The sequence below is a fragment of the Burkholderia sp. Bp8992 genome (genome assembly GCF_003853705.1).
GTDB lineage: Bacteria > Pseudomonadota > Gammaproteobacteria > Burkholderiales > Burkholderiaceae > Burkholderia.
In genome coordinates this window covers 125,077-151,747 of the sequence record NZ_QTQI01000006.1, presented here as the reverse complement: position 1 = coordinate 151,747, position 26,671 = coordinate 125,077, and the positions used below count along the sequence as shown (strand labels likewise).

16 protein-coding genes and 4 pseudogenes are annotated in these 26,671 nt (G+C 66.0%); 12 read left to right on the top strand and 8 right to left on the bottom strand.

The window, feature by feature from the left end; translation table 11 throughout:
- Positions 1–36 precede the first annotated feature (36 nt).
- Complete coding sequence (locus tag DIE03_RS11845) at positions 37–1,338, bottom strand: FAD-dependent oxidoreductase (protein WP_124450434.1); 1,302 nt, start codon at positions 1,336–1,338, stop codon at positions 37–39.
- 328 nt (positions 1,339–1,666) lie between these two features.
- Here DIE03_RS11845 and purL point away from each other — a divergent pair, with 328 nt between their 5' ends.
- Together purL and DIE03_RS11835 are read left to right on the top strand one after the other, a co-directional pair.
- Positions 1,667–5,731 carry a phosphoribosylformylglycinamidine synthase gene (gene purL, locus DIE03_RS11840; RefSeq protein WP_124450432.1) on the top strand — a complete coding sequence of 1,355 codons (4,065 nt, stop codon included), beginning with the start codon at positions 1,667–1,669 and terminating at the stop codon, positions 5,729–5,731.
- A 5-nt stretch (positions 5,732–5,736) separates the two neighbouring features.
- Positions 5,737–6,280: pseudogene (locus DIE03_RS11835) on the top strand (GNAT family N-acetyltransferase).
- Between the two features lie 138 nt (positions 6,281–6,418).
- Here DIE03_RS11835 and DIE03_RS11830 read toward each other — a convergent pair.
- From DIE03_RS11830 to DIE03_RS11810, 5 genes are all read right to left on the bottom strand, one after another.
- A complete protein-coding gene (locus tag DIE03_RS11830; protein WP_124450430.1) occupies positions 6,419–7,201 on the bottom strand; it encodes a peptidylprolyl isomerase in 783 nt (260 codons plus the stop codon).
- An 18-nt stretch (positions 7,202–7,219) separates the two neighbouring features.
- The gene (locus DIE03_RS11825) at positions 7,220–7,528 is read right to left on the bottom strand and encodes a BolA family protein (RefSeq protein ID WP_124450428.1); all 309 of its coding nucleotides are present in this window, start codon (positions 7,526–7,528) and stop codon (positions 7,220–7,222) included.
- 1 nt (position 7,529) lies between these two features.
- Positions 7,530–8,060 (bottom strand): septation protein A, encoded by a 531-nt coding sequence (locus DIE03_RS11820; protein ID WP_124450426.1) that lies wholly within the window; start codon positions 8,058–8,060, stop codon positions 7,530–7,532.
- Between the two features lie 144 nt (positions 8,061–8,204).
- The gene (gene msrB / locus DIE03_RS11815) at positions 8,205–8,636 is read right to left on the bottom strand and encodes a peptide-methionine (R)-S-oxide reductase MsrB (protein ID WP_124450424.1); all 432 of its coding nucleotides are present in this window, start codon (positions 8,634–8,636) and stop codon (positions 8,205–8,207) included.
- A gap of 45 nt (positions 8,637–8,681) precedes the next feature.
- On the bottom strand, positions 8,682–10,250 hold the full coding sequence (locus DIE03_RS11810; protein WP_124450422.1) for a YdiU family protein: 1,569 nt from the start codon (positions 10,248–10,250) through the stop codon (positions 8,682–8,684).
- A gap of 180 nt (positions 10,251–10,430) precedes the next feature.
- On the opposite strand from DIE03_RS11810, the gene DIE03_RS11805 reads away from it, so the two are divergent.
- The 5 genes from DIE03_RS11805 to DIE03_RS11785 all read left to right on the top strand — a co-directional run bounded on the left by DIE03_RS11805 (position 10,431) and on the right by DIE03_RS11785 (position 17,933).
- Entirely contained in the window at positions 10,431–12,074 is a 1,644-nt protein-coding gene (locus tag DIE03_RS11805; RefSeq protein ID WP_124450420.1) for a 3-(methylthio)propionyl-CoA ligase, read from the top strand.
- Between the two features lie 189 nt (positions 12,075–12,263).
- Entirely contained in the window at positions 12,264–14,348 is a 2,085-nt protein-coding gene (locus tag DIE03_RS11800; protein WP_124450418.1) for a 3-hydroxyacyl-CoA dehydrogenase NAD-binding domain-containing protein, read from the top strand.
- A 44-nt stretch (positions 14,349–14,392) separates the two neighbouring features.
- Positions 14,393–15,025 (top strand): bifunctional nicotinamidase/pyrazinamidase, encoded by a 633-nt coding sequence (gene pncA, locus DIE03_RS11795; protein ID WP_124450416.1) that lies wholly within the window; start codon positions 14,393–14,395, stop codon positions 15,023–15,025.
- Between the two features lie 61 nt (positions 15,026–15,086).
- Complete coding sequence (locus tag DIE03_RS11790) at positions 15,087–16,265, top strand: acetyl-CoA C-acyltransferase (protein WP_124450414.1); 1,179 nt, start codon at positions 15,087–15,089, stop codon at positions 16,263–16,265.
- A 267-nt stretch (positions 16,266–16,532) separates the two neighbouring features.
- Positions 16,533–17,933 carry a GGDEF domain-containing protein gene (locus tag DIE03_RS11785; protein ID WP_124450412.1) on the top strand — a complete coding sequence of 467 codons (1,401 nt, stop codon included), beginning with the start codon at positions 16,533–16,535 and terminating at the stop codon, positions 17,931–17,933.
- 73 nt (positions 17,934–18,006) lie between these two features.
- On the opposite strand, the gene DIE03_RS11780 is transcribed toward DIE03_RS11785, so the two are convergent.
- Positions 18,007–20,148 carry a hypothetical protein gene (locus tag DIE03_RS11780; protein WP_124450410.1) on the bottom strand — a complete coding sequence of 714 codons (2,142 nt, stop codon included), beginning with the start codon at positions 20,146–20,148 and terminating at the stop codon, positions 18,007–18,009.
- 756 nt (positions 20,149–20,904) lie between these two features.
- Here DIE03_RS11780 and DIE03_RS11775 point away from each other — a divergent pair.
- The 3 genes and pseudogenes from DIE03_RS11775 to DIE03_RS11765 form a co-directional block, all read left to right on the top strand.
- Positions 20,905–21,471 (top strand): nucleotidyltransferase family protein, encoded by a 567-nt coding sequence (locus DIE03_RS11775; RefSeq protein WP_124450408.1) that lies wholly within the window; start codon positions 20,905–20,907, stop codon positions 21,469–21,471.
- 671 nt (positions 21,472–22,142) lie between these two features.
- Positions 22,143–24,215, top strand: a complete 2,073-nt coding sequence (locus DIE03_RS11770; RefSeq protein WP_124450406.1) for a Na/Pi cotransporter family protein — start codon at positions 22,143–22,145, stop codon at positions 24,213–24,215.
- Between the two features lie 152 nt (positions 24,216–24,367).
- Positions 24,368–24,700, top strand: a pseudogene (locus DIE03_RS11765) (hypothetical protein); the annotation flags it as partial.
- 265 nt (positions 24,701–24,965) lie between these two features.
- Here DIE03_RS11765 and DIE03_RS11760 read toward each other — a convergent pair.
- Positions 24,966–25,679, bottom strand: a complete 714-nt coding sequence (locus DIE03_RS11760; RefSeq protein WP_124450404.1) for a hypothetical protein — start codon at positions 25,677–25,679, stop codon at positions 24,966–24,968.
- A gap of 194 nt (positions 25,680–25,873) precedes the next feature.
- On the opposite strand from DIE03_RS11760, the pseudogene DIE03_RS38240 reads away from it, so the two are divergent.
- Together DIE03_RS38240 and DIE03_RS38550 are read left to right on the top strand one after the other, a co-directional pair.
- Positions 25,874–26,056 (top strand): annotated as a pseudogene (locus tag DIE03_RS38240) (MarR family transcriptional regulator); the annotation flags it as partial.
- A pseudogene (locus tag DIE03_RS38550) lies at positions 26,054–26,643 on the top strand (phage baseplate assembly protein V); the annotation flags it as partial. The pseudogenes DIE03_RS38240 and DIE03_RS38550, both read left to right, overlap by 3 nt.
- Positions 26,644–26,671 lie beyond the last annotated feature (28 nt).

The window sequence follows — 26,671 nt, the reverse complement described above, 5'->3', positions numbered from 1 at the left end:
TGGCAAGGATGCCGCCACGGGGCGAACCCGCGGCGGTCAGGTCGTGAAGCGGCCGGCGCCGAGCGCGGCGAGCGTGTCGGCGGGCCACTGCCGGGCGTCGCCGCCCAGGTAGTCGGCCACCACTTTAGCAGACCCGCATGCGAGCCCCCAGCCGGTCGGGCCATGGCCGAAATTGACGAACACGCGCGGATGCGGGGTCGGACCCACGACGGGCAGGCCGTCCGGCGACAGCAGCTGCATGCCCTGCCACGACAGCGCGGCCGAGATTTTGGCGGCGCCCGGCACCCAGTCGTGGACGGCCTGGCCGAGCAGCGCGAGCGCGGCCTCGGACAGCGGCTCGGCGAGCGGTTTCGCGGTGTCGGCGAGGCTCTGCAGCACGGCGCCGCCGCCGATGCGCAGCCGCTGATGGGTGCGCGTGATCGAGATCCGCTTGATCGAATCGACGACGCTCAGGTGCGGCGCGTGTTCTTCGTACGCGACCGGCGCGGTGAGCGTGTGGACGCGCACCGGGTGCAGCGGCAGGCGCCAGCCGAGCTTGTCGAGCAGCGGCACGCTGCCGGCGCCGGCGGCGACCACGATCGCGTCGGCGGACATCACGTCGACCTCGCGCGCCTTGGCCGCGGTCCGGTGGCCGGACGGCACGAGCTCGACCGCGGCGCGGCCGTTGTCGACGCGGATCGCGGCGACGTCCGCGCCGAAGCGGAACTGCACGCCGTGCTCGTCGAGCGTCTGCTTGACCAGTTTCGCGAACAGCGGGCAGTTGCCGGTGCGTTCGGTTTCGAGCAGCACGCCGCCGGCGAAGCCGGGCTCGGCCGGCACCGACGGTTCGAGCGCCGCGCATTCGTCGGCGGTGAGCGTGCGGTACGGCTGGTCGAGCGTGCGCAGCAAGTCGAGCGCGGGCTGCAGCGCGTCCCAGTCGCGCGGGTCGCGCACCACGTGCAGGATGCCGGGCTTCTGCTCGAATTCGAGTTCGAGGCGCGCCTCGATGTCGGCGAGCGTGTCGCGCGACGCGTCGATCAGCGGGCGCAGCCGCGCGTACTGCGCGGCGAACGCGTCGGGCTCGCGCAGCGTGCCGAGCTGCTTGACGAAGCGGCGCACGCCGCCGTTCAAGCCCGGCTTGTAGACGATGCCGCTGTCGCGCGGCTGGCGCTGGCGCATGAAGGTCGGGCCGAACCAGACGTCGAGCGGGCTCGGCAGCAGTGCGCCGCCGTCGCCGTAGGTCGCACCCTGCGCGACGGTCGCGTGGCGTTCGACCACGCACACGCGATGGCCGGCCGCGCGCAGCTGGTAGGCGGTGGCGACGCCGCTGATTCCGCCGCCGATGACGATGACATCCATGGATTGCTTCGATGACGGGCGGCGCGCACGCCGCCCGGTGAGGATTCGCTGAGGGCCCCGGCCCGGTGAACCCGGAATGATAGCGCCAAAATCGCGTGAACCGGCGTCGGGCGAGCATGCGCCGTGCAGCCGCACCACGGCGGCCGGCGCCCGTACCCGCGCGGGCCGGCCCGGCGGGCGGCTGTGCGCGGCAGGCACCGGGGCACCGATGCGGTGCACGCGGACTACCGATCGGCCAGTCTTGGGCGCCCGACTTCCGGGTATAATTACAGCCTTCCTTTCGCCCCACGTCGCCACCTCGCGCGACTCATCGACGTCAGTCCAGCCCATGGCTCACTTCTCGTGTTTTCCCGGCGCTTCGGCCCTCTCCGATTTCCGTCAAACCCGTCTGCTCGACACGCTCAGGCAAATCGACGCCAACATCGTCGCGGTGCGCGGGCAGTTCCTGCACTTCGTCAATGCGGCCGAGCCGCTGTCGGCCGACGACAGCACGCGCATCGACGCGCTGATGCACTACGGCGAGCCGTTCCAGCCGGCAGCCGAGAAGGGCGCGGTCGAGACGTTCGTCGTGCTGCCGCGCTTCGGCACGGTTTCGCCGTGGGCGAGCAAGGCGACCGACATCGCGCAGCACTGCGGCCTCACGCAGGTGCGCCGCATCGAGCGCGGCGTCGAATTCACGGTCACGCTGAAGTCGGGCCTGCTCGGCGGCAAGAAGGCGCTGTCGGACGACGCGCGCGCAGCCGTCGCGGCCGCGCTGCATGACCGGATGACCGAAAGCGTGGTCGCGGCGCGCGACGACGCGAAGCACCTGTTCGACGAGCTGCCGGCCAAGCCGCTCGAGACCGTCGACGTGCTGGGCGTGGGCCGCGGCGCGCTGGAGCGTGCGAACGTCGAGCTGGGCCTCGCGCTCGCCGACGACGAGATCGACTACCTGGTCGACGCGTTCCGCAAACTCGAACGCAACCCGACCGACGTCGAACTGATGATGTTCGCGCAGGCGAACAGCGAGCACTGCCGCCACAAGATCTTCAACGCGCAGTGGACGATCGACGGCGAAGCGCAGGACATGTCGCTGTTCGCGATGATCCGCAACACCGAAAAGCTGAACCCGCAGGGCACGATCGTCGCGTATTCGGACAACTCGTCGATCATGGTCGGCGCCGAAGCCGAGCGCTGGTTCCCGCGCAACGCGGGCACGGCCGGCGAGCCGGGTGAGCGCTACGGCCGCCACACCGAGCTCACGCACACGCTGATGAAGGTCGAGACGCACAATCACCCGACGGCGATCTCGCCGTTCCCGGGTGCGGCGACCGGCGCGGGCGGCGAGATCCGCGACGAAGGCGCGACGGGCCGCGGCGCGCGTCCGAAGGCCGGCCTGACGGGCTTCACCGTGTCGAACCTCGACCTGCCGGACGCCCGCCAGTCGTGGGAAAACGCACGTGACGCGGCACAGCCGGTCGGCGAGCGCAACCCGAACGACGCGCACGGCCCGTACGGCCGTCCGGACCGCATCGCATCGCCGCTGCAGATCATGATCGACGGCCCGCTCGGCGGCGCCGCGTTCAACAACGAATTCGGCCGCCCGAACCTCGGCGGCTACTTCCGCGTGTACGAGCAGAACGTCGGCGGGAAGGTGCACGGCTATCACAAGCCGATCATGATCGCGGGCGGCCTCGGCAACATCGCGGACCAGCACACGCACAAGCACGACGTGCCGGCCGGCTCGCTGCTGATCCAGATCGGCGGCCCCGGCATGCGGATCGGGATGGGCGGCGGCGCCGCGAGCTCGATGGCGACCGGCGCGAACACGGCCGAGCTCGACTTCGACTCGGTACAGCGCGGCAACCCGGAAATCGAGCGTCGCGCGCAGGAAGTGATCAACGGCTGCTGGCAGCTCGGCGCGGAAAACCCGATCCTGAGCATCCACGACGTCGGCGCGGGCGGCCTGTCGAACGCGTTCCCGGAAATCGTCGACGGCGCGGGCAAGGGCGCGCACTTCGAACTGCGCAAGGTCGCGCTCGAGGAATCGGGCCTGTCGCCGCGCGAAATCTGGTCGAACGAAGCGCAGGAGCGCTACGTGCTGGCGATCGCGCCGGCCGATCTGCCGCGCTTCGAGGCGATCTGCGCACGTGAGCGCTGCCCGTTCGCGGTGGTCGGTGTCGCGACCGACGAGCGCCAGCTTAAGCTCGTCGACGACGAGGCGAAGGGTGCGGACGAATACCCGGTCGACATGCCGATGGAAGTGCTGCTCGGCAAGCCGCCGCGCATGCATCGCGACGTCACGCGCGTGACGACCGAGCGCGCACCGGTCGACGTGACCGGCATCGCGCTGTCGGAAGTCGCGGTCGACGTGCTGAAGCATCCGACGGTCGGCAGCAAGTCGTTCCTGATCACGATCGGCGACCGTACGGTCGGCGGCACGTCGGTGCGCGACCAGATGGTCGGCCCGTGGCAGGTGCCCGTGGCCGACTGCGCGGTTACCGCGCTCGACTACGCGGGCTTCAAGGGCGAGGCGATGACGATGGCCGAGCGCACGCCGCTCGCGGTGATCGACGCGCCGGCGTCGGGCCGCATGGCCGTCGGCGAAGCGATCACGAACATCGCGAGCGCGCCGATCGCGTCGCTCGACAAGCTGAAGCTGTCGGCGAACTGGATGGCCGCGTGCGGCACGGCCGGCGAGGACGCCGCGCTGTTCGACACGGTCAAGGCGATCGGCATGGAGCTGTGCCCGGCACTCGGGATCGGCATCCCGGTCGGCAAGGATTCGCTGTCGATGAAGACGAAGTGGGACGAGCAGGGCGTCGCGAAGGAAGTGGTGTCGCCGGTGTCGCTGATCATCTCCGCGTTCGCGCCGGTCGAGGACGTGCGCCGCCACCTGACGCCGCAATTGCGCCGCATCGCCGACGCGGGCGACAGCGTGCTGATCGCGATCGATCTCGGCCGCGGCAAGAACCGGATGGGCGGCAGCATCTTCGCGCAGGTCACGCAGCAGGTCGGCGACACGACGCCGGACGTCGACGACGCCGAAGACCTGAAGCGCTTCTTCAACGCGATCCAGTCGCTCAATGCGCAAGACAAGCTGCTCGCGTACCACGACCGCTCGGACGGCGGCCTGTGGGCGACGGTGTGCGAAATGGCGTTTGCGGGCCACGCGGGCGTGTCGCTGAACGTCGACATGCTGACGCTCGACCCGAACCACGAGTCCGACTACGGCGACGCGAAGGACTGGGCGAAGCAGACGAGCGGCCGCCGTGAGGACCGCACGCTGCGCGCGCTGTTCTCGGAAGAACTCGGCGCCGTCGTGCAGGTGCGCGCGTCCGACCGCGACGCGGTGCTCGGCGCGCTGCGCGAATTCGGCCTGTCGGCGTGCTCGCACGTGATCGGCTCGGTCAACGACCGCGACGTGATCGAGGTGTACCGCGACGCGAAGAAGATCTTCGACGCACCGCGTACCGAACTCCATCGCGCATGGAGCGAAGTGAGCTGGCGCATCGCGCGCCTGCGCGACAACCCCGCTTGCGCGGATGCCGAATACGACGCGCTGCTCGATGCGGCCGATCCGGGCATCTCGCCGGTGCTGAGCTTCGATCCGGCCGACGACATCGCCGCGCCGTTCATCGCGACGGGCGCACGGCCGCGCGTCGCGATCCTGCGCGAGCAGGGCGTGAACTCGCACCTGGAAACGGCATACGCGTTCGACCGCGCGGGCTTCGACGCGCACGACGTGCACATGAGCGACCTGCTCGCGGGCCGTGCGACGCTCGCCGATTTCGCGGGTGCGGTCGCGTGCGGCGGCTTCTCGTACGGCGACGTGCTGGGCGCCGGCGAAGGCTGGGCGAAGACGATCCGCTTCAACGCGAACCTTGCCGACATGTTCTCGGCGTTCTTCGCGCGTCCGGACACATTCGCCCTCGGCATCTGCAACGGCTGCCAGATGCTGTCGAGCATCGCGTCGATGATCCCGGGCGCGGAGGCGTGGCCGAAGTTCACGCGCAACAAGTCCGAGCAGTTCGAGGCGCGCTTCTCGTTCGTCGAGGTGGAGAAGTCGCCGTCGATCTTCTTCTCGGGCATGGAAGGTTCGCGGATTCCGGTCGCGGTCGCGCACGGCGAAGGCTATGCGGATTTCTCGCAGCAGGGCGACATCGATCGCGTCGCGGTTGCGATGCGTTTCGTCGACCACCGCGGCGAAGCGACCGAGCGCTATCCGTTCAATCCGAACGGCTCGCCGGCCGGCATCACGTCGGTCACGACGGCCGACGGCCGCTTCTCGGTGCTGATGCCGCACATGGAGCGCGTGCATCGCACGGTCACGATGAGCTGGCACCCGGAAAGCTGGGGCGAGGCAAGCCCGTGGATGCGCGTGTTCCGCAACGCGCGCCGCTGGATCGGCTGATCCGGATGATGTTCGATCCGCACGCGCCGGTCGAGGTCGTCACGCTGCGCGACGCGCGCGCGCGAGGCCGACGCGATCGGCCGCGTGATCCGTGCGGCGTTCGCGGGTGAACCGCAGGGCGGGCAGTTCGAGCAGCGTATCGTCGAGTCGCTGCGCGCGGACGGTGCGCTGAGCGTGTCGCTCGTCGCGGAGCGCGACGGGCGCATCATCGGTCACGTCGCGTTCTCGCCGGTCACGATCGGCGGCGCGGCAACCGGCAGCCAGTCGTGGTACGGGCTCGCGCCGCTCGCGGTGCTGCCCGATTGCCAGCGGCAGAGCATCGGCGCGGGGCTCGTGCGCACGGGGCTCGATGCGTTGTGCCGGCTCGGCGCGCGCGGCTGCGTCGTGCTCGGCGAGCCGGCATACTACGCGCGCTTCGGGTTCGAGCCCTCCGGCGACATCGTGTTTCCGGGCGTGCCGCCCGAGTATTTCCTCGCGCTGTCATTCGACGAAGCGGCATCGCGGCCGTCGGGCGACGTGCGCTATCACGACGTGTTCTATCCCGCGTAGTGCGAGTGACGTCCGGTACGGAAAAGGCCGCTCTTCGGAGCGGCCTTTTTTTCGCGCGTGCGCTGATGTTCCTGCGCACCCCAAGAAAAAGCCGCTCCGAAGAGCGGCTTTGCGTTGCACGGGCGACGCGCGCCGGCGTTACTGGATCTTCGCCTGCTGGCGCAGACCTTCCTCGAACGCCTGCAGCTTCTGCTGCACGAGCTGCTGCGCGATCTGCGCCTTCACCTGCTCGAGCGGCGGCGGGGCGATGTCGCGGATGTCGTCGACGCGGATGATGTGCCAGCCGAACTGCGTCTTCACCGGCGCGTCGGTCATCTGGCCTTTCTGCAGTTTCTGCGCGGCCGCCGCGAATTCCGGCACGTACGCCTTCGGGTCGGACCAGTCGAGATCGCCACCGTTCTTGCCCGAGCCCGGATCCTTCGAGTATTGCTTCGCGAGATCCTCGAACTTCGCGCCGGCCTTGATCTTCGCGATCAGGTCCTTCGCCTGCTGCTCGTCGCTGACGAGGATGTGGTGCAGGTGGTATTCGCGGTTGCCGCCGGCGCCCTTGACGAGGTCGTCGTAGCGCGCCTTCACTTCGGCGTCGGTCGGCTGGTTCTTCTTCAGGAAGCTCTCGATCATCGAACGCAGCACGACGGTCTGCTGCGCGACGGCGACCTGCGCCTTCACGTCAGGACGGTTCGGGATGCCTTCGCGGATCGCTTCCTGCATCAGGATTTCGCGGTTCACGAGTTCCTGGCGCACGGCCTGCTGCAGTTGCGGGCCGTCGGCCTGGCCTTGCTGGACGAGCTGCGCGACCATCGCGTCGGCGCGCGACTTCGGAATCGGCGTGCCGTTGACGACGGCGATGTTCTGGGCAAATGCCGGTGCCGCTGCGAAAGCAGCCGCCGCGACCCACAGGCGGGGGGATTTCAGGATCATCGGGAATTCCTAATGAGACTAGATTGAAGATTCGTTGAATTCTTCGGGCGTGTAAGCCACGATCGCGAGCGCGTGAATGCCGCGCTGCATCGCATCAGCGAGCGCATCATACACCAGCCGGTGCCGCGCGACGCGCGGCTTGCCGGCGAAGGCGGCCGCCACGATCGTGACCGTGAAGTGGCCGCCGGCGGATGCGCCGGCGTGGCCCGCGTGCTGCGCGCTGTCGTCGCGCACGGTAAGCGCCAGCGGCGCCAGCGCCGCGTTGAGGCGCGCTTCGATCAGCGCGATGCGTTCGTCGGGCGAGGCGTGGAGAAAGGCGTCCGTCATGTCACTCGTCCTTCAGGTATTTCGTGAGCCACAGGCTCTGCAGGATGATGAACACGACCATCGCGCCCGTCGTACCGAACAGCTTGAAGTTCACCCATTGCGATTCGGTGAAGTTGTGCACCACGTACAGGTTCGCGACGCCGAGCACCGCGAAGAACAGCGCCCATGCGACGTTCAGCCTGTCCCACACGGGCGGCGGCAGCGTGAGCTGCTTGCCCATCATCTTCTCGATCAGGTTCTTGCTGAACGCATAACGCGCGGCGAGCAGCCCGATCGCAAACAACCAGTACAGCACAGTCGGCTTCCATTGAATGAATTTCTCGTCATGCAGGACGAGGGTGGCGCCACCGAAGACGACGATCACGCCGAGGCTGACCCACAGCATCGTGTCGACCTTCCGGTGCCGGAAGGCGACCCACGCGACCTGGGCCAGCGTCGCGATGATCGCGACGGCGGTGGCGGTAAAGATGCCCCAGACCTTGAAGGCGACAAAAAACAGGATGATCGGAAACAGATCGAACAGGAATTTCATGGCGCTCGCAGCTGCGTGAAAGGCCGCTCGCGCGGCCTTTCACCGTTGTAGGGACCCGCCAGGCACCACCGTTGCGGATCGGGGCGGCCAGCCCGGGGCCGGCCTGCCGGCGAGGGTCGACCTCGCCGATCCGCCCGGCGCCGCTCAGTCGTTTTCGGGTCGGGACTCGAAGTTTAACGCAGCCGAATTGATGCAGTACCGCAAACCGGTCTTGTCGCGCGGGCCGTCCTCGAACACGTGGCCCAGATGCGCGCCGCAGTGGTTGCAGCGCACCTCGACGCGCACCATCCCGTGCGAGTAGTCGACCTTCTCGTCGATCACCTCGCCGTTGAGCGGCTTGAAGTAGCTGGGCCAGCCGCAGCCCGAGTGGAATTTGGCACCGGATTCGAACAGCGGCGTGCTGCAGACGACGCATTTGTAGATGCCGTCGTCTTCCGTATCGGTGTATTCGCCGGTGAACGCGCGCTCGGTCGCCGCATGCTGCGTGACCTCGTACTGCATCGGCGTGAGCCGGCGGCGCAGGTCGGCGTCGTCCTTCTGGTACGGGAAGGTCTTGTCGTCGGAATCGTGGGACATGTGGGGTTCTCCTGATCGGTCGGTCGAGATGCGCGGGTTGCGGGCTCAGGACGAGCAGCTCACTTCGAGCGACCCGGCCCAGTCGGGCGGCAACGCCGCGTAGGCTTCGTGTTCGGGTTGTTCGTCGAACGGGCGGCGCAGGATCTGCGCGAGCCGCTCGACTTCCGAAAAATCCTTTTCCTTCGCGCGCCGGATCGCGACTTCGGCCAGATGGTTGCGAAGCACGTATTTGGGGTTCGCGCGGTTCATTGCAACCGCGCGGGCCGCGTCGTCGCGCGTTTCCTCGGACAGCCGCGCGCGGTAGAGGTTCGCCCACGCATCGAACGCTTCGCGGTCGATGAACAGGTCGCGCACCGGTGCATCGCGGCTCGCGTCGTGCTTCGAGATCTGCGCGAGGCGGCGGAACGTCAGCGTGAAATCCGCGTGGCTCGCGTGCATCGTCTCGAGCAGCTTGTTCGCGAGTTCGGCGTCGCTCTCGCGTTCGAGTTCGAGGCCGAGCTTCGCGCGCATCGCGCGTTCGAGCGCGGGGCCGAAACGTTCCGGAAATTTCGCGAGCACGGCCTGTGCGTCGTCCACCGCGCGCTCGGCGCGCGCATTGTCGTCGGCGATACCGTGCTGCAGCCCGATCAGCGGCAGCAGCGCCTGCGCGAGACAGTAGCAGTTCCAGTGCGCGATGCGCGGCTGCATCCGGTACGCATAGCGGCCGCCGTTGTCCGAGTGGTTGCAGATGTGATTCGCATCGAACGCGTCGACGAAGCCGAACGGGCCGTAGTCGATCGTCACGCCGAGGATCGACATGTTGTCGGTGTTCATCACGCCGTGGCAGAAGCCGACGGCCTGCCACTGCGCGACGAGGTCGGCCGTGCGCAGCGTCGCGGCTTCGAGCAGCGCGAGGTATGGATCGTCCGCGTCGCGGCAGGCCGGATAGAAGCGGTCGATCACGTGATCGGCGAGCTGGCGCAGCAGGTCGGGGCGATCATTCGAGAAGAAGTGCTCGAAGTGGCCGAAGCGCACGAAGCTCTCCGATACGCGCGTGACGACGGCCGACGTCTCGATTTCCTCGCGCACCACCGGCTGGTCGGAGCCGATCACCGTCAGTGCGCGCGTGGTCGGGATGCCGAGGTGATGCATCGCTTCCGAGCACAGGAATTCGCGGATCGACGAACGCAGCACCGCGCGGCCGTCGCCCATCCGCGAATACGGCGTGCGGCCGCTGCCTTTCAGCTGCAGCTCGTAGCGGCGGCCGTCGGCGCCGGTGCGTTCGCCGATCGTCAGCGCGCGGCCGTCGCCGAGCTGGCCGGCCCACACGCCGAACTGGTGGCCGGAATAGACCGACGCGTACGGCATCGCGTGCGCGGGCCAGTCGCGCGTCGGGTTGCCGGCGAACAGTTCGGCGAAGCCGGGCTGCGCGGCGATCGACGGCGGCAGGTCGAGCAGCTGCGCGACTTCGTCGGAAAAGCCGACGACGTACGGCGCGGCGAGCGGCGCGGCCGGCAGCCGCGTATGAAACGCATCGCCGAGCGTGACGAACGCGCCTGTGGCGGGCGCGCCGAGCGTGGCGGCGAGGTCGGGGAGGGTGTCAGCCGCATCGGCTGCGCTTCGGGAAAACGACATGTTGAGCGCCTCTGGGTAAGCCGATATTGTAAGGCGGCGCCGCGCCGCCCGCATGGCGGCCCGCGCGCCGTGCGCCACGCCCGTCCGGGGCCGCTGACGGGCGCGTCGCAGGGGGCGTTTCCGCACGGACGCCGCCCCCCAGGCTGGTCACCGATTCGCATCCTCACGGAGAACAAGACGATGGGTAAGCCGTTGCTGGGCCAGATGATGGACGTGCCGTTGCTCGTGTCCTCGCTGATTTCGCATGCCGCGCGGCACGCCGGCGACACCGAGATCGTGTCGAAGCGCGTGGAAGGCGACCTGCATCGCTACACGTACCGCGATTGCGAACGCCGCGCGAAGCAGCTGGCGCAGGCGCTTGCGCGGCTCGGCGTCGAAACCGGCGACCGCGTCGGCACGCTGGCGTGGAACGGCTACCGGCACCTGGAGGCCTACTACGGGATCGGCGGAATGGGTGCCGTCTGCCACACGATCAATCCGCGCCTGTTCCCCGAGCAGATCGCATACATCGTCAATCACGCGGAAGACCGCTACGTCTTCTTCGACATCAATTTCGCGCCGCTCGTCGACGCCATCGCGCCGCAGTGCCCGCACGTGAAGGGCTGGGTCGCGATGACCGATGCCGCGCACCTGCCGTCGGGCGCGACGCCGTTCCTCTGCTACGAAACGCTCGTCGAAGCCGAGGACGGCCGCTACGACTGGCCGCGCCTCGACGAGCAGCAGGCATCGGGGCTCTGCTACACGTCAGGTACGACCGGCAACCCGAAGGGCGTGCTGTATTCGCACCGCTCGACGGTGCTGCATGCGTACGGCGCCGCGCTGCCCGATGCGATGAACCTGTCCGCGATGGATGCCGTGCTGCCCGTCGTGCCGATGTTCCACGTCAACGCGTGGGGGCTGCCGTACGCGGTGCCGCTGACCGGCGGCAAGCTCGTGCTGCCCGGCAAGGATCTCGACGGCAAGTCGCTGTACGAGCTGATGGAGGCCGAGCGCGTGACGTTCTCCGCGGGCGTGCCGACCGTGTGGCTCGGGCTGCTGAATTACATGCGCGAAGCCGGCGTGCGTTTCTCGACGCTGAACCGCACGGTGATCGGCGGCTCCGCGTGCCCGCCCGCCATGTTGCGCACGTTCGAGGATGAATACGGCGTGCGCGTGATCCATGCGTGGGGAATGACCGAACTGTCGCCGCTCGGCACGCTCGCGAAGCTCAACTGGGCGCAGTCGCAGCGGCCGCTCGACGCGCAGCGCCGGCTGCTCGAGAAGCAGGGGCGCGTGATTTGCGGCGTCGACATGCGCATCGTCGGCGAGGACGGCCGCGAACTGCCGTGGGACGGCGTCGCGTTCGGCGAGCTGCAGGTGCGCGGGCCTTGGGTGATCGATCACTACTTTCGCGGCACTGAGTCGCCGCTGTCGGACGGCTGGTTCCCGACCGGCGACGTCGCGACGATCGATCCCGACGGCTTCCTGCAGATCACCGACCGCAGCAAGGACGTGATCAAGTCGGGCGGCGAGTGGATCAGCTCGATCGACATCGAGAACGTCGCGATCGCCCATCCGGGCGTGGCCGAGGCCGCGTGCATCGCCTGTGCGCACCCGAAATGGACCGAGCGCCCGCTGCTCGTCGTGGTGCCGCGCGAAGGCGCGAACCTGAACCGCGATACATTGCTCGCGTTCTACGAAGGCAAGGTCGCGAAATGGTGGATCCCCGACGACGTCGTGTTCGTCGAATCGCTGCCGCACACCGCGACCGGCAAGCTGCAGAAGCTGAAGCTGCGCGAGACGTTCCGCGACTACGTGTTGCCGACGGCGGCGTGCGAGCCGTAAGCGTCGCACCCGGGCCGGCGACGGCCCGCGAAGCGGTCGCCCGATCCGTCCCCGGGTCGGGAACAAAATTCAAATTGAACGACCGTGCTTTTTCGTTGTATGCTGCCTCAGTTCATTCGGACATGCGGCCGTTCGACCGCGCACAATGAAGCGCAGCCACCCCGGCGCGCGATGCATGGAGGCAGGCAGATGGCAGTAGATTACTCGACTCGCGACGGCGTGGCCGTCATCACGCTCAACAATCCGCCCGTCAACGGGCTCGGCCTGTCGACCCGCCAGGGCATCATGGACGCGCTCGATCGCGCCGCTCAGGATCCGTCGGTCGCGGCGATCGTGCTGACCGGCGCGGGCCGCGCGTTCTCGGGCGGCGCGGACATCACCGAATTCAATACGCCGAAGGCGCTGCAGGAGCCGACGCTGCACACCGTGATCCGCGCGGTGGAGGCGAGCGCGAAGCCTGTCGTTGCCGCGCTGCACAGCGTCGTGATGGGCGGCGGCCTGGAACTCGCGCTCGGCGCGCACTACCGCGTCGCGGCGCCCGGCGCGCAGGTCGCGCTGCCCGAAGTGAAGCTCGGCCTGCTGCCGGGCGCGGGCGGCACGCAGCGCCTGCCGCGCGCGGTAGGGCTCGAAACCGCGCTGAACATGATCGTGTCGGGCGCGCCCGTGCTGTCGGAGCAGCTCGCGAAGAGCGGGCTGTTCGACGCGATGGCCGACGGCGACCTGCTCGACGCGGCCGTCGCGTTCGCGCAGAAGGTCGGCGCGCAGAAGGGGCCGCATCCGCGCGTGCGCGATCGCAAGATCGTCCATGAAAACGCCGCGGGCTTCATCCAGTTCGCGCGCAATTCCGCGCAGGCCGCTGCGCCGAATTTCCCTGCTCCGCACAAGTGCATCGACGCGATCGAGGCCGGCGTGCTGAACGGTTTCGACAAGGGCAGCATTGCCGAGCGCGAGGGTTTCGTCGCGCTGATGATGACGCCGGAAAGCCGCGCGCTGCGCCACGCGTTCTTCGGCGAGCGGGCGGCGAGCAAGATTCCCGACGTGCCGGCCGATACGCCGCTGCGCGAGATCCGCCGCGTCGGCGTGATCGGCGCGGGCACGATGGGCGGCGGGATCGCGATGAACTTCATCAATGCGGGCCTGCCCGTCACGCTGCTCGAGACGAAGCAGGACGCGCTCGAGCGCGGCCTCGCGACGATCCGCAAGAACTACGACGCGCAGGTGAAGAAGGGCAAGCTCACGCAGGACAAGCTCGACGCGCGCATGGCGCTGATCACGCCGACATTGTCCTACGACGACCTGAAGGACGCCGACCTGATCGTCGAAGCCGTGTTCGAGGAACTCGGCGTGAAGGAGCAGGTGTTCAAGAAGCTCGACGAAGTCGCGAAGCCGGGTGCGATCCTCGCGTCGAACACGTCGACGCTCGACGTCGACAAGATCGCGGCGTTCACGAAGCGCCCGCAGGACGTCGTCGGCATGCACTTCTTCAGCCCGGCGAACGTGATGAAGCTGCTCGAAGTCGTGCGCGGCGCACAGACCGCGAAGGACGTGCTCGCGACCGTGATGGCGGTGGCGAAGAAGATCCGCAAGACGGCGGTCGTGTCGGGCGTGTGCGACGGCTTCATCGGCAACCGGATGATCGAGCAGTACATCCGCCAGGCGCTGTTCATGCTCGAGGAAGGCGCGCTGCCCGCGCAGGTCGATCGCGCGATCGAGAAGTTCGGTTTCGCGATGGGGCCGTTCCGGATGAGCGACCTCGCAGGCAACGACATCGGCTGGGCGATCCGCAAGCGCCGTTACGTCGAGAAGCCCGACCTGCAGTACTCGAAGATTGCCGACCGCCTGTGCGAACAGGGCCGCTTCGGCCAGAAGACGGGCGCCGGCTGGTACGACTACGTGCCGGGCGATCGCAAGGCGAAGCCATCGTCGCTGGTCGACGAGCTGGTCGTCGCGTATTCGAAGGAGCGCGGCATCGAGCGGCGCAAGATCGGCGACGACGAGATCGTCGAGCGGCTGGTGCTGGCGCTCGTCAACGAAGGCGCGAAGATCCTCGAGGAGAAGATCGCGTCGAAGGCATCCGACATCGACATGGTCTACCTGACCGGTTATGGCTTCCCGCTGTGGCGCGGCGGCCCGATGCTGTACGCGGACGTGGTGGGCCTCTACAACGTCGAGCGCGCGATTCGTCGCTACGCCGCGGCACCGAACGGCGACGCATGGCAGCTCGCGCCGTCGATCGCGGAACTGGCGAAGGCCGGCCGCGGGTTCAACGGCTGACGACGCCGAATGGCGGCGCGACCGATCCTGTCTGGAGACACGCAATGAAACGCACCGACGACGTCCTGCTCGTGATCGACGTGCAATACGACTTCATGCCGGGCGGCGCGCTCGCGGTGCCGGACGGCGATGCGGTCGTGCCGGTGATCAACGCGCTCGCGCAGCGCTTCGACCAGGTCGTGCTGACGCAGGACTGGCACCCGCGCGAACACGTGTCGTTCGCGGCGAACCATCCGGGCCGCGAGCCGTTTTCCACGCTCACGCTGCCGTACGGCGAGCAGGTGCTGTGGCCCGTGCATTGCGTGCAGGACACCGACGGCGCGGCGCTGCATCGCGACCTCGACATCCCGCACGCGCGGCTCGTGATCCGCAAGGGCGGCGACGCGCAGGTCGACAGTTATTCCGCGTTCGTCGAAGCCGATCGCACGACGCGCACGGGGCTCGCGGGCTACCTGCGCGAGCTCGGTGCGAAGCGCGTGTGGTGCTGCGGGCTCGCGACCGACTATTGCGTCGCGTGGTCGGCGCTCGATGCGCGCGCGGCCGGTTTCGAAGCCGCGGTGATCAACGATGCGTGCCGTGCGATCGACCTGAACGGGTCGCTCGCGCACGCATGGCAGCAGATGCAGGCAGCGGGCGTCGCGCATGTGACGTCCGCAGGCGCGCGCCCGGCGGCGTAGCGCATTCCCTATCCGATTCAGGGTCTGTTTACATATCGAAGCAGGACCGAAGGAGACTCGCATGACCGAAGCCGTAATCGTATCGACCGCACGCACGCCGCTGGCGAAATCCTGGCGCGGCGCCTTCAACATGACGCACGGCGCGACGCTCGGCGGCCACGTGGTCGCGGCCGCGCTCGAACGCGCGAAGCTCGACCCCGCACGCGTCGAGGACGTGATCATGGGCTGCGCGAACCCCGAAGGCGCGACCGGCGCGAACATCGCGCGGCAGATCGCACTGCGCGCGGGGCTGCCCGTGACCGTGCCGGGGATGACGGTGAACCGCTTCTGCTCGTCGGGGCTGCAGACCATTGCGCTGGCCGCGCAGCGGATCATCGCGGGCGAAGGCGAGGTCTACGTCGCCGGCGGCGTCGAATCGATCTCGTGCGTGCAGAACGAGATGAACCGGCACATGGTTCAGGAAGGCTGGCTCGTCCAGCACAAGCCGGAGATCTACTGGAACATGCTGCAGACGGCCGAGAACGTCGCGAAGCGCTACGGCATCTCGAAGGAGCGGCAGGACGCGTATGGCGTGCAGTCGCAATTGCGCGCCGCGGCCGCCCAGGAAGCCGGCCGTTTCCGCGACGAGATCGTGCCGATCACGGTGCTCGCGGGCATCGCCGACAAGGCGACGGGCCGCTTGTTCACGAAGGAAGTGACGGTAGCGGCCGACGAAGGCATTCGCCCCGATACGACGCTCGAAGGCGTGTCGAAGATCCGTTCGGCCGTGCCGGGCGGCGTGATCACCGCCGGCAACGCGAGTCAGTTTTCGGACGGCGCGTCGGCGTGCGTCGTGATGAGCGCCGATGCCGCGCAGCGCGACGGGCTGCAGCCGCTGGGCGTGTTCCGCGGCTTCGCGGTGGCCGGCTGCGAGCCGGACGAGATGGGTATCGGCCCCGTGTTCGCCGTGCCCAAGCTGCTGAAGCAGGCTGGGTTGAAGGTCGACGACATCGGCCTGTGGGAGTTGAACGAGGCGTTCGCGGTGCAGGTGCTGTACTGCCGCGACACGCTCGGGATTCCTGAGGACCGGCTGAACGTGAACGGCGGCGCGATCGCGGTCGGCCATCCGTACGGCGTGTCGGGCGCGCGCTTGACGGGCCATGCACTGATCGAAGGCAAGCGGCGCGGCGTGAAGTACGTGGTCGTCACGATGTGCATCGGCGGCGGGCAGGGGGCGGCCGGCCTGTTCGAAATCCTCTGATCTTTGCTGGTGGCGGCCGCGGGTTCGTTTCGGCGGTACCCGCGGCCGCGACGTGAATCGGCACGACAGTACCGCGATTCGAAACAATCGGGAAGCAAAAGGCATGCGCCCGGCAATGCCGTTTCCCCTTACTTGTCAAACCAATTGCCCCACCTATACTTGCTCTGACATTTGCCTTTCGGCACGATGGGCCGGATCGTGCATCGTGCATCGTGCGATCCGTGCCGCGAAGGTTCGAACCAACGCAGCAGACCGACCGGGGACCGAATGAGTACGACTTATGCAGCCGGGGAACCGCCGCGCGTCGTCAGCGCGGCCGCGAGGCTCTACGCGAAATGCCTGCTGGTCGGATTCGCGTTGCTGCCTGCCTATCTGATTGCCTACCTGTGGATCTTCAGCGACCCGCACGTCGTGTTCGAGAACCACGCATTCCATGAAATCGCGATCGCGGCCGCGACCCTCGAAGGCGCGTTCGTCACCTACGTGACCTGGGTGTGCTACCGGTCGTCCGGCGAGCCGTTGCTGCGCTGGCTGACGCTCGGCTTTCTCGGCTTCGCGATGATCTATGCGCTGCACGGTGCGTTCACCGGGATGGCGCACCACAACATCTGGCTGTTCCTGCTGTACGGGCCCGCGTCGCGGCTCGTGATGTCGATCCTGTTGCTCACGGGCCTGCTGTCGTATTCGCGTCCACCCGACCGGATCGAGAAACGCACGAGCGCGCGGACGTGGCTGCCGTGGATCGTGTTCTTCGTGATCGTCAACGTCGTCGTCGCCTACATTGCGTATTCGCCGATCGCCGGCGCGCCGGGGACGCGGCTGTCGATGGAAGGCGGCGCGCTCGTGTTCTCGCTGTTGAACGTCTGCCTGCTGCTCGCGCGGCGGATTCGCTCGCCGCTGATGATGATCTACGGCGTGTCGATCATGGCGTTCGCGCTGTCGTCGCTCGCATTCATTCTCGGCAAGCCGTGGAATCACATGTGGTGGCTGGCGCATGCGATCTTCGCGGGCGGCTTCTTCCTGCTCAGCTACGGCGTCGTGCAGGCGCTGCAGACGACGCGCTCGTTCTCGGCGATCTACAGCCAGGAAGACCTGATGAGCCGGCTGGCGGAATCGATGTCGCGGACCGAGAGCGCGCTGCAGGAACTGCGGCGCACGAACCAGAAGCTCGAGTACATGGCCGCGACCGATCCGATGACGGGCGCGTCGAACCGCCGGCAGTTCATCACGCAGGTCGAGCGCGAGATGGTGCGGGCGGAACGCGACGGCACGCCGTTCTGCCTGCTCGCGCTCGATCTCGACAATTTCAAGAACATCAACGACGCGTACGGGCACCAGATCGGCGACGAAGTGCTGCGCGGCGTCGTGCGCCAGTGCCTCGAGGCGATCCGGCCGGCGGGCGGGCTCGCGCGTGTCGGTGGCGAGGAGTTCATGGCCCTGCTGCCGGACATGCCGCTCGAAGGCGCGCGGATGACGGCCGAGCGCGTGCGCTCGTCGATTGCGAGTTCGCCGTTCGGGCTGGATTTCAAGCGCGTGCAGGTGACGGTCAGCGTCGGCGTCGCGCAATACGGCGTCGATGGAAGTACGGTCGACGCGTTGCTGAGGGTGGTCGACGAGCGGCTGTACGCGGCGAAGCGGGAAGGGCGCAACCGCGTCGTGTCGCGGTAAGCCGGTTTTTGCCGAAGCCCCGGAGGCGGTAATTCCCCCGGGGCTTTTGCATGCCGGTTGGCAGGGTGATGCGCTAGCGCGACGCCACCGACGTCTCATGCTTCGGCTGCCCGTCCTGCATCTGCTGCGATGCCTGCCACCAGTACTTGCCCGCGCGCTGCTGCGGATCGCGGATCGCGAGATACGTCGTACTCCACAGCTGCGCCGCGTTGGCTTCGGTTGCATCGGCGCTGCGCGTGCCGAACGCGTCGGTCTGGTACTTGCCGTTCACGTAGGACCACGTCCACATCTCCGACGTCCGCATGTCGCGCCCGTTCGAGATCACCTGCCAGATCGTCTGCCGCGCCTGCGTGAGCAGCGTGCGCGTCGTGGCCGACAGGTCCTGGCGTGCGAGCTGGCGATCGAGCCCGGCCACCCACATCGCCTGCTGCCACGACCAGATGACCGTGCCGTGATACGCGGAACTCGTGAATTTCGGCCACAGTGCCTGGCTCGCATACGCCGGGTTCGCGATCAGCATCCCGGCATCGGTCACGAGCCCGGTCGGGAACGGCCGCGTGACGTCGGCGACGATCCGCTGGAGCTGGTCGTCCGGCGGCGTGCCGAACAGCAATGCGAAGCCGCCGTCCGAATTCATCACCGGAATCGGGTTGCCCTGCTGATCGAGCGACAGCGCGTAGAACGCCAGCGGTGCGCTCGGCGCGGCACCGGCCGGCACGCCGGCGGACGGCGCATACGCCGACACGTCGGTGGCTGCCTGCGCGGCCGGCACGCTGACCTGGAACAGCGGCGGCGCCTGCGTCTCCCACGTGGCGGCCTCGTTCGCCGTGTTGGCGAGCGTCGCGCGCTGGCCGGCATCGAGGTACGGATCGAGCAGGCCGTGTGCGAGAAACGCGTTTGCCGCGCGCAGCGCGGCCGGCACGAGCACTGCGTTCACGTCGTACGGGTAGACGCCGCCGCCGAGGCCGTCGGTACTATCGCGCCAGTTGCCGACGATCTCGCCGGGCCGCAGGTGGATCAGGTTCGCGACCGACGGCTGCTGCGCGAACGCCTGCGCGGTCGTCGCGACGTGCAGCAGGTTCACGACCAGGCGGCTGCCGTTGGTCTGCCCGTCGCTGCCGCGCTGCGCGAGATACGCGGCCGCACGCGCCTGGCCGCGCGTATCGTCGATCAGCCACGCGGCCGCGATCGGCGCGAGCAGGTAGTCGCTGTCGATCATCTTGTAGTCGTAGGTCGGCGTCGGATCGTTCGGCTTGCCGTTCTTCTGGTTGTCGACCAGTGCGAATTCGCCGATGCCTTCCTCGTGCGCGACCATGCCGTCGACCGACAGGCGGCTCAGCACCGACGACAGGCCGGCCTCGATCGCCGCGGGTTCGAGCACGGGCATCAGCATGCGGACCGAGATCAGCGTGTCGCGGCCGAAGTATGTGTCGTACTGCCACGAGCCGGCCAGCAGCTTGTCGTTGAAGCTCAGGAATTCGAGCACGTTCTGGCTCACCGGGTCGGGGTTCACGGACGGGGCGAACAGGTCGGCGCGCGTGATCGGCGACAGCGGCGTCTCGCCCGACAGCGCATCGATGTGCAGCTTAAGCGTATGCGAGCCGGGCGGTGCATTCAGCACGAGCTTGCCGCCGGCGGCCGGCGCGATGCTGCCGCCGTCGCGCAGCGTGATGCGCAGCGAATAGCCGGGCGCCCCGTCGATCCGGTCGCGTTGCCATTGCGCGGCGCTGCCCTGGACAGTCGGCGCGGTGAGGATCTGCTGCGGAATCGTCGCGCCGCCGTTGAAGTCGCGCAGGAAGCGGACGTTGCTGAGCACGCCCTGGCGGATCGTCAGCGTACTGGTGTCGACTGACACATCGGCGCCGATGCCGTACAGCGGCCGGCCGCGCGCGTCGGGCGCGGACAGCGCGGACGGCGGCGTGTCGAGGCTCCAGTTCACCGGCTGCGCGGTGTCGTCGAACCATAGCCCCGTGCCGCTGTTGCCGGCGGGGAAGACCACGAGCAGCCGCGGCTTCGTCGACGAACGCACGAGCAGGTGCGCGGCGACCTTGTCCTGCCGGTAGAACGCATTGATCTGGCCGCCGGTGTCCATGCGGAACGACAGCGCGGCGGTGTTCGACGGCGGGGTGGTCGACTTGACGTCGTCGTCGTTGCAGGCCGCGAGCAGGCCGGCGCAGACAAGCCCGAGACACAGCGACTTCGCAAGGCGATGCATGTTGATGTCCCTCCTGATGAATGGCGATTTTTTATCTGGATGTTCGAATCGACGGATCTTGGGTCCGTTTGGTCTCGCGTCGCGGTCCTTTCGGTGAATGGCTGGAATTAATCGGGGGGTAGTGCGTGGTAAAAAATAAAATCAGGCTGCAAATACGCGGATGGCTGATAAAGACGGATGACGCGGGGGCGCCTTTGCACGACAACGGAAAGCGATCGCGAGGAGCGCTCGCGGGCGTGAGTGGCGAATCGTGCGCGACGAAAGAAAACGAAACGTAAGCCGCTGTAGCGGATTTTAGATTTGCATAAAAGTCGAAGTCAATAATATTTTGTGACTTTCGATCAATTGATTTGAAAAGAGGTCGCAATTATTGCTCACTGGGTCGGTAAAATATGCGATTTAATTGATTCGGAGAATGTAGTCCCGGATATCCGGTCATGAAACGATGAGCAATAGCATTTCATTCCGGAGATTAATGCCGGAGAGGAAAGGAAGCGTCGCGTCGGTACCGGTCGTTGTCGTGAAGGGCCGGGTGCGCCGATACGGCGCGCGAAATCGAGCAATCCGCATTCCCGCCAGTCGACCGAGGATCGCGTTCGCATCATTGTGTCGGTAGCGCGGTTCACGGTATCGCTGCCGGATGAGAAAAGAACGAAGCTGCCGGGGAAGCGTGGGCCGGCTTCGATGACTCGACGAGGCGATCGAATCTGGTGACAATCTCAACTGTCCTGCTCGTTTAGGTCATGCAGATCCGCGATGAATCTCGACGAAAGATTAATCGACATAGCCCGACAGTCATCTTGGTGTATGTCTGCGCTGTCGGCGGCACGTGCAATGGGCCTGAAATCCTGGTGCATTGGCGCGGGGGCCATTCGTAATTTGGTCTGGGACTCGCTTCACGGATATGTGACTCCGACGCGCCCGGCCGATGTCGATTTGGCCTACTTCGACCCGTCCGATTTGTCGTCGATGCGCGATGCCGAAATCCAGCGCAGCCTCATGGCGCAGTGTGCCGACGTTCCGTGGGAGGTCACCAATCAGGCCGGTGTCCATCTCTGGTTCGAGAGAACCTTTGGCCATCCAGTGCCTCCGTTTAGATCACTGGCCCAAGCCATTGCATCGTGGCCAGAGTACGCGACGGCGGTAGGACTTACTTTGCTTAACGACGGGACAATTGATGTCTGTGCGCCATACGGACTCGATGACCTTTTCTCCATGGTGGTGCGACGCAATCCGGCGCGCGTCAGCATGGATACCTATCTTCGGCGAATCCGGCAGAAAAGATACAAGGACCGCTGGCCCCGTGTGACCATCATCGTTTAGACATGCCACAGGCAGTCATGAGGAGTGTTGTCGACGGAAATCCATCCTCACGTGTCGTCGACCTGCCTTTCTGTCGTTCCGGCTAGCGGAATCGGCGTTGGAGAGCCCTCTCTGAAGGCCGCCGACCCGGACGCTCTCTCTGCCCCCTTCCTGGCTGTACTCGTCCACGTGTCGCACCGCGCGTTTCAATTTCGAAACGATCCGATGCGTCTGAAAAGCGGCGCGCCCGGGTGGCTCGTGGCGGCGATACCGCCCGCTGTATGGTCACTGGGCGCTTGCAGCACTGGAAATCGACATAGGCCGTCGCACGATAGATGCAGGCCTGTATCAGTGCTGAAACGCATTCACTCGGCCAACGTGCCCATCTCCGTATTTCTGGTTTCAAGTCGCCTTGCACGCCCATCCCGCATTGGTGGCATGCCACTTGCATCGGGGAATGCGGTTGCAGGCGCGTGATTTCATGGAAACCGCCGCGGGTGGCCGAATCGTGGCGCACGGAGTCTTCGGGGGAAGGTCGCGTCGCCTGATCTACGGTTCGGTCGTGCGTTTCTCTCCATCGTGACGAGACGCATTCGAGTTCGCCTTTCCTTGCGCACCGGCTACGGGCGTGAGCGAACCGCAGTACGGAGAACGTTGCAAAAGCAACCGGTCGGCGTCGGGGAGCAAGAACTATGACATTCACGTTTACGCTGATTGATCTCGCGGGCTCAATTGCGCTGGTGCTACTGGGCACGCAAATGGCCCAGACCGGCGTGCAGCGTGCATTCGGCGCCGAACTTCGGGCACTTCTTGGGCGGATGCTTCACGGGCGATTTCCTGCCTTCTTCGGCGGCCTGGGCGTCACGGCGGTGCTGCAAGGCAGTGCGACAACGGCAGTCATGACGCGGGAGTTTGCAACGGAAGGGCGCGTCGGGCTGGTTTCCTCGCTGGCCGTCATGCTTGGCGCGAACGTGGGTGCGACGTTGATCGTGCAGGCGCTTTCGTTCGCAGTCGAGACCGTATCGCCCGCACTCGTCCTCGTTGGCGTGCTGATGTTCCGCAAGGCATCCAACACGCGCGCGCACGACTTGGGGCGCATGTTCATCGGTCTGGGCCTGTTGCTGCTCGCATTGCATCACCTGCAGGAACTGATGACGGATTACGAGGATGCACCGAGCCTCCGGATGTTGCTGGGGGCTGCCTCGACGGAACCGCTGGTCGATTTCCTGCTGGCGGCCGGCCTGACTTGGGCCGCCGATTCGAACGTGGCAGCCGTTCTCCTGATCGTGTCACTCTGCGGGCAGAACGTGGTTCCACCCGATACAGCTTTCGCATTGGTGTTGGGTGCGAATCTGGGCGCTGCCGTTCACCCGGTGCTGGACGGAACCGTCACGCACGATCCGGTGTCCAGGCGCGTGCCGGTTGGCAATCTGCTCGTCATGTCGGTCGGTGTCGTGCTTGTTCTTGCAGCTCTCACGCCGATCGGCTGCGTCATGGTCAGAATCGAGCCGGACAACGGGCGGGTGGTGGCCGATTTTTATACCCTGTTCAATCTGTCACTGGCCTGCCTGTTCCTGCCGCTGCTTGTGCCATACGCAGACCTGTTGAGCCGGCTGCTTCCGTCGCCTGTGAATGTTTCAGGCACGCCTCGGCCCCAGCATGTTGATCCGCTCACGCGACAGGCACCTGAGGCAACATCCGGCCAGGGTGCCCGCGACGTGCTCCCCGTCGCCGGTACGCAATACGGGAGGCTCTCGCGATCTTGTCCTGCATCGGGCGGACGCGACGAAATGCTGGTTACGAAAGTCCGGATCCACGATGACATTCTGGATAACGTCAGGGTCGTGCCCAGGACACCGGCGACATGTCCCGGCGTCGGTCAACTTGCCGGATACGATGAACGGCGCCGGCATGAAAGCGGTGGCCGGTTACGCGAGGACACGCAGAAGGGTAGCGAGATCAGGGCATGCGCCGATCATACGCTTCAGCATGCGAATGCCGATGGCAATGTGCGGACGTATTACCCGGCGAAGTCGCTGTGGCTCACTCTGCAGGACATTCAGGTCATCAGGCGGCTGGAGCCAGCCGGCGGGACAACGCATTCGACGCTATCGACCTATGTCCAGGGGACTGCGAGTCTGGACGACTGCTGTCTGTCGATCATCGGGGAAGGGCAGAACGACACGCGCACGGTACACATCACCTTCGCGGCTCGCGAGATCGGCGAGACTGAACGGCAAGGCCTTCGCAACTTGCAGGACGCACTGGGCATCGCTCATTCGGACGATCCGCTTGGCACGGCAAGGCTCGGCTACAACGAGTCCGATGACGAGATGCTGGAACCGGCTCAGTGGTGGGCATCGTGCGACGTGCCGGCGAGCAGCTTGCAGGCACTTGCCGACGGCGTCGAGGCGGGACAGGTCACCGCCGTCAAGGCCGGGCTGTGCCTGCGGGACATCTACACGTCGATTCCGTCCGGTGCTGCGCTGACGAGTGGATTCCGCGCGTTCCTCAAGCCCGGCGACGATGGCAGCACATTTGAGACGCCGGCAACCGCCAGCGGATATGTCGTGTATCTCGCCATTGATCTCCCGAAGGTCAGCCTGCCGGGAGATGGCCGGCCAGCGCAGATGTCGCTGCGCACGGACGACAGGAATCCCGTCGTGGCGCTGGCGGAGCGGCTCGACAAGGTGTTCTCCGGCTTGAAGTGGCTCGCTGCGCTGGTCGCGATCCTGGTTGTCGTGCTTCTGATCAAAGGGCGGTGACCACCCGAGGGCCAGGCCTGCAGTTCGCAACCCGATCAATTGGGCTGACGACTCCAGGTGACGGCCTTTGCGGCAATTCGGTCCTTGTACCGCCAGAGGCTGGAGCCGGACGGATTCACCAACAGATGCAGCCCATTGTCGCCGGTAAGTTTGGTAGGCTTTGTGTATCGGAGGAGCGTATCCCGTTTTTCCATGGGCGTAACGGTCCGCTGGTATTTCGGGAATACGAACCATGCGACGACTGCGGCGGGATGGGACGAATCGTTGCGTCGCCGGTTTCGGATGCGAAGGGCCGGCACATTTGCCCCGACTGTTCAGGTTCCGGCAAGCGACAGGTCGACGACTCTGGCCGGGCGCACGCGCTCGGCGTATCGCTCGACGAGTATCGTAAGAACTGGTCGTGGCGCTTTCACGACATGCTCGCGCTGTTGGATGCGGTAGATGGATCGGTGTACGACACATTGCGTCGACAATTGCGAGGATGAAACGTATTCCATTTCAAGAGCGGATTGCGTAAACTTTGCACATCCTTTACCGCGTCACTGGATAAATGAGCGACCACATACTCGTGTCGCAACCTTCGCCCGACAGGCGTACTGAATCGCGGGAGCGCCGCGACCAACAACGATAACTGTCTGTCGGGACCTGTTGGGAGGGCGTTCGCCCGTACGAAATGAATATCGAAGCTCTGAGTGCGAAAGCAGTCAGGGTTTTTGTGTTTTCTAGCCTTAGAAGTTCAGCCGGCGCAAGCTACGAATTCGCCTTTTTCTTTCCGGCCGTTCCAGACGCGGGTTTCGGCGCGTCCGCTCCAGACGCCGGCGCAGTCGTATCCGCACCAGATGCTGGCTTAGGAGTATTGGTTGTATTAGTCCCAGTACCAGAGTCTCCGGCTTGAGGTTTTCCTGAACCAAGAAGTTGTGCCGCGACAGTGGCTGCGGCGACTTGACCCGTCGGCATGGACGCAGCTTTGTCGACTATGTGTGTGAACGCCGAAAGCACCTGGCCCGACGACAACTGTTGATTCGACGTGAACATACAAAGATTAAACAGTGCGATGCTCAGGAAAGTGCCGCGTACGTCTTGGCTGGCCAGCAGAATCGCGGCTTCAGCACGTTGGCTGGAAGCACCGGCATCGATGTTCGTCACTTTGCTGCCTAGCGCATCAGCCTTGAGCTGTGCATCAGCGGCGGCAGACGCAACGCGATACACGTCGGCTGCTTGGATGCAAGCTGCGCCAGATTGAGATATATACGCCGCGTTGGTGTTGGGATTCCAGATAAGGAGATCGCCTGCCTTGGTTTGTTTGTCTCCGTTCGGACCTGCGCTATTCAATACATAGCTGTATTGGGGTTTGTCCGGTCCGTAACGAAGTCCCCAAACTGAAATCGGCTGAGCGCAAGAAGCGAGGAGCAGTGAGCTGATACAGCAAAGCGTCACACGTACTGCGGCACGTGATGCTGGCATGGTCGACCCCGATAGTTGTTGTTATTGCTGTTGAATTGTTCGTAGCGCGCATTGAGTTGTAGCGCATCAGTATTTCGAATTCAAGGCGAACGGCACCTCGGGATTTCCACGGGACCCTGAGTGGACTCTTGGACGCGGGGGCTCGCACCCGCGTTTTTTCTCTGCTGTCGAATCTCCATAGGGGGGGCATATTCATGCCGACCCAACAACAGATCGCCGACCATCTCGACATGGATCAGTCGGCCGTTTTACGGTTTGTCGACAAGGTCCAGCTCGACTATCGCGAGGCGACGCTCGACGCGATCCGCATCGCGTATATCCGGCAACTGCGGGAGATGGCTGCGGGCCGCGCGAGCGGCACCGGCATCGATCTGGTCCGTGTCGGCGATTGGGTGAGCGACTGGCTAAAATTGCAGGCTGGTGCCGCCGGTAATGTCCGACATTGGCGTTCGTCGTCCACCGTCCGTCGACGAGGAGGTCGCCCTGTGGGCACCGTCCGGCGACCTCACGAGTGCGTTCGTCGCGCCGGGTTACTACACGGAGCAGCACGGCGGGGCCGGTCGGGTGAATCCTGACGAGACCGCGACCGACTTTCCAGACGGCGCGTTCGAGCAGTGCAACCATGCAAGCCATGAATACGTGCTGTCGGTACCGGCGGGCCGCCGGATCGTGTTCCGTATCGGCGGGACCGAGTTCGAGCTGAAGGCGGACGGTACGACGCTGCGTAGCAGCAAAGCTGCTGGCGGACGTTCAGGATTCGATGTTCACGGGCAACACGACGACCGAGCAATTGCTGGCGTTTAACGGCGGCATGCAGGGCGAGCCGGGCGAGGGCGGCGGTGTCGCGATGAATATCTTGGGTGGTGCTGAATATACCGAAGACGTTGTAGCGGCAGGTAAGTCGGTTAGTAAGCACCGCCATCGTGAGCGAGGAGACGGCGAGCTGGTTGGCATGCCTGTTTAACGTCGCGATCCTGTGACTTTTGCGAGGG

Bases quoted from the DNA above. Each gene is read 5' to 3' on its own strand.
- purL (WP_124450432.1), top strand. From the start codon at position 1,667: ATGGCTCACTTCTCGTGTTTTCCCGGCGCTTCGGCCCTCTCCGATTTC.
- DIE03_RS11770 (WP_124450406.1), top strand. From the start codon at position 22,143: ATGACATTCACGTTTACGCTGATTGATCTCGCGGGCTCAATTGCGCTG.
- DIE03_RS11845 (WP_124450434.1), bottom strand. From the start codon at position 1,338: ATGGATGTCATCGTCATCGGCGGCGGAATCAGCGGCGTCGCCACCGCC.
- DIE03_RS11800 (WP_124450418.1), top strand. From the start codon at position 12,264: ATGGCAGTAGATTACTCGACTCGCGACGGCGTGGCCGTCATCACGCTC.
- DIE03_RS11760 (WP_124450404.1), bottom strand. From the start codon at position 25,679: ATGCCAGCATCACGTGCCGCAGTACGTGTGACGCTTTGCTGTATCAGC.
- DIE03_RS11830 (WP_124450430.1), bottom strand. From the start codon at position 7,201: ATGATCCTGAAATCCCCCCGCCTGTGGGTCGCGGCGGCTGCTTTCGCA.
- DIE03_RS11820 (WP_124450426.1), bottom strand. From the start codon at position 8,060: ATGAAATTCCTGTTCGATCTGTTTCCGATCATCCTGTTTTTTGTCGCC.
- DIE03_RS11810 (WP_124450422.1), bottom strand. From the start codon at position 10,250: ATGTCGTTTTCCCGAAGCGCAGCCGATGCGGCTGACACCCTCCCCGAC.
- DIE03_RS11825 (WP_124450428.1), bottom strand. From the start codon at position 7,528: ATGACGGACGCCTTTCTCCACGCCTCGCCCGACGAACGCATCGCGCTG.
- DIE03_RS11790 (WP_124450414.1), top strand. From the start codon at position 15,087: ATGACCGAAGCCGTAATCGTATCGACCGCACGCACGCCGCTGGCGAAA.
- msrB (WP_124450424.1), bottom strand. From the start codon at position 8,636: ATGTCCCACGATTCCGACGACAAGACCTTCCCGTACCAGAAGGACGAC.
- DIE03_RS11775 (WP_124450408.1), top strand. From the start codon at position 20,905: ATGAATCTCGACGAAAGATTAATCGACATAGCCCGACAGTCATCTTGG.
- DIE03_RS11785 (WP_124450412.1), top strand. From the start codon at position 16,533: ATGAGTACGACTTATGCAGCCGGGGAACCGCCGCGCGTCGTCAGCGCG.
- pncA (WP_124450416.1), top strand. From the start codon at position 14,393: ATGAAACGCACCGACGACGTCCTGCTCGTGATCGACGTGCAATACGAC.
- DIE03_RS11805 (WP_124450420.1), top strand. From the start codon at position 10,431: ATGGGTAAGCCGTTGCTGGGCCAGATGATGGACGTGCCGTTGCTCGTG.
- DIE03_RS11780 (WP_124450410.1), bottom strand. From the start codon at position 20,148: ATGCATCGCCTTGCGAAGTCGCTGTGTCTCGGGCTTGTCTGCGCCGGC.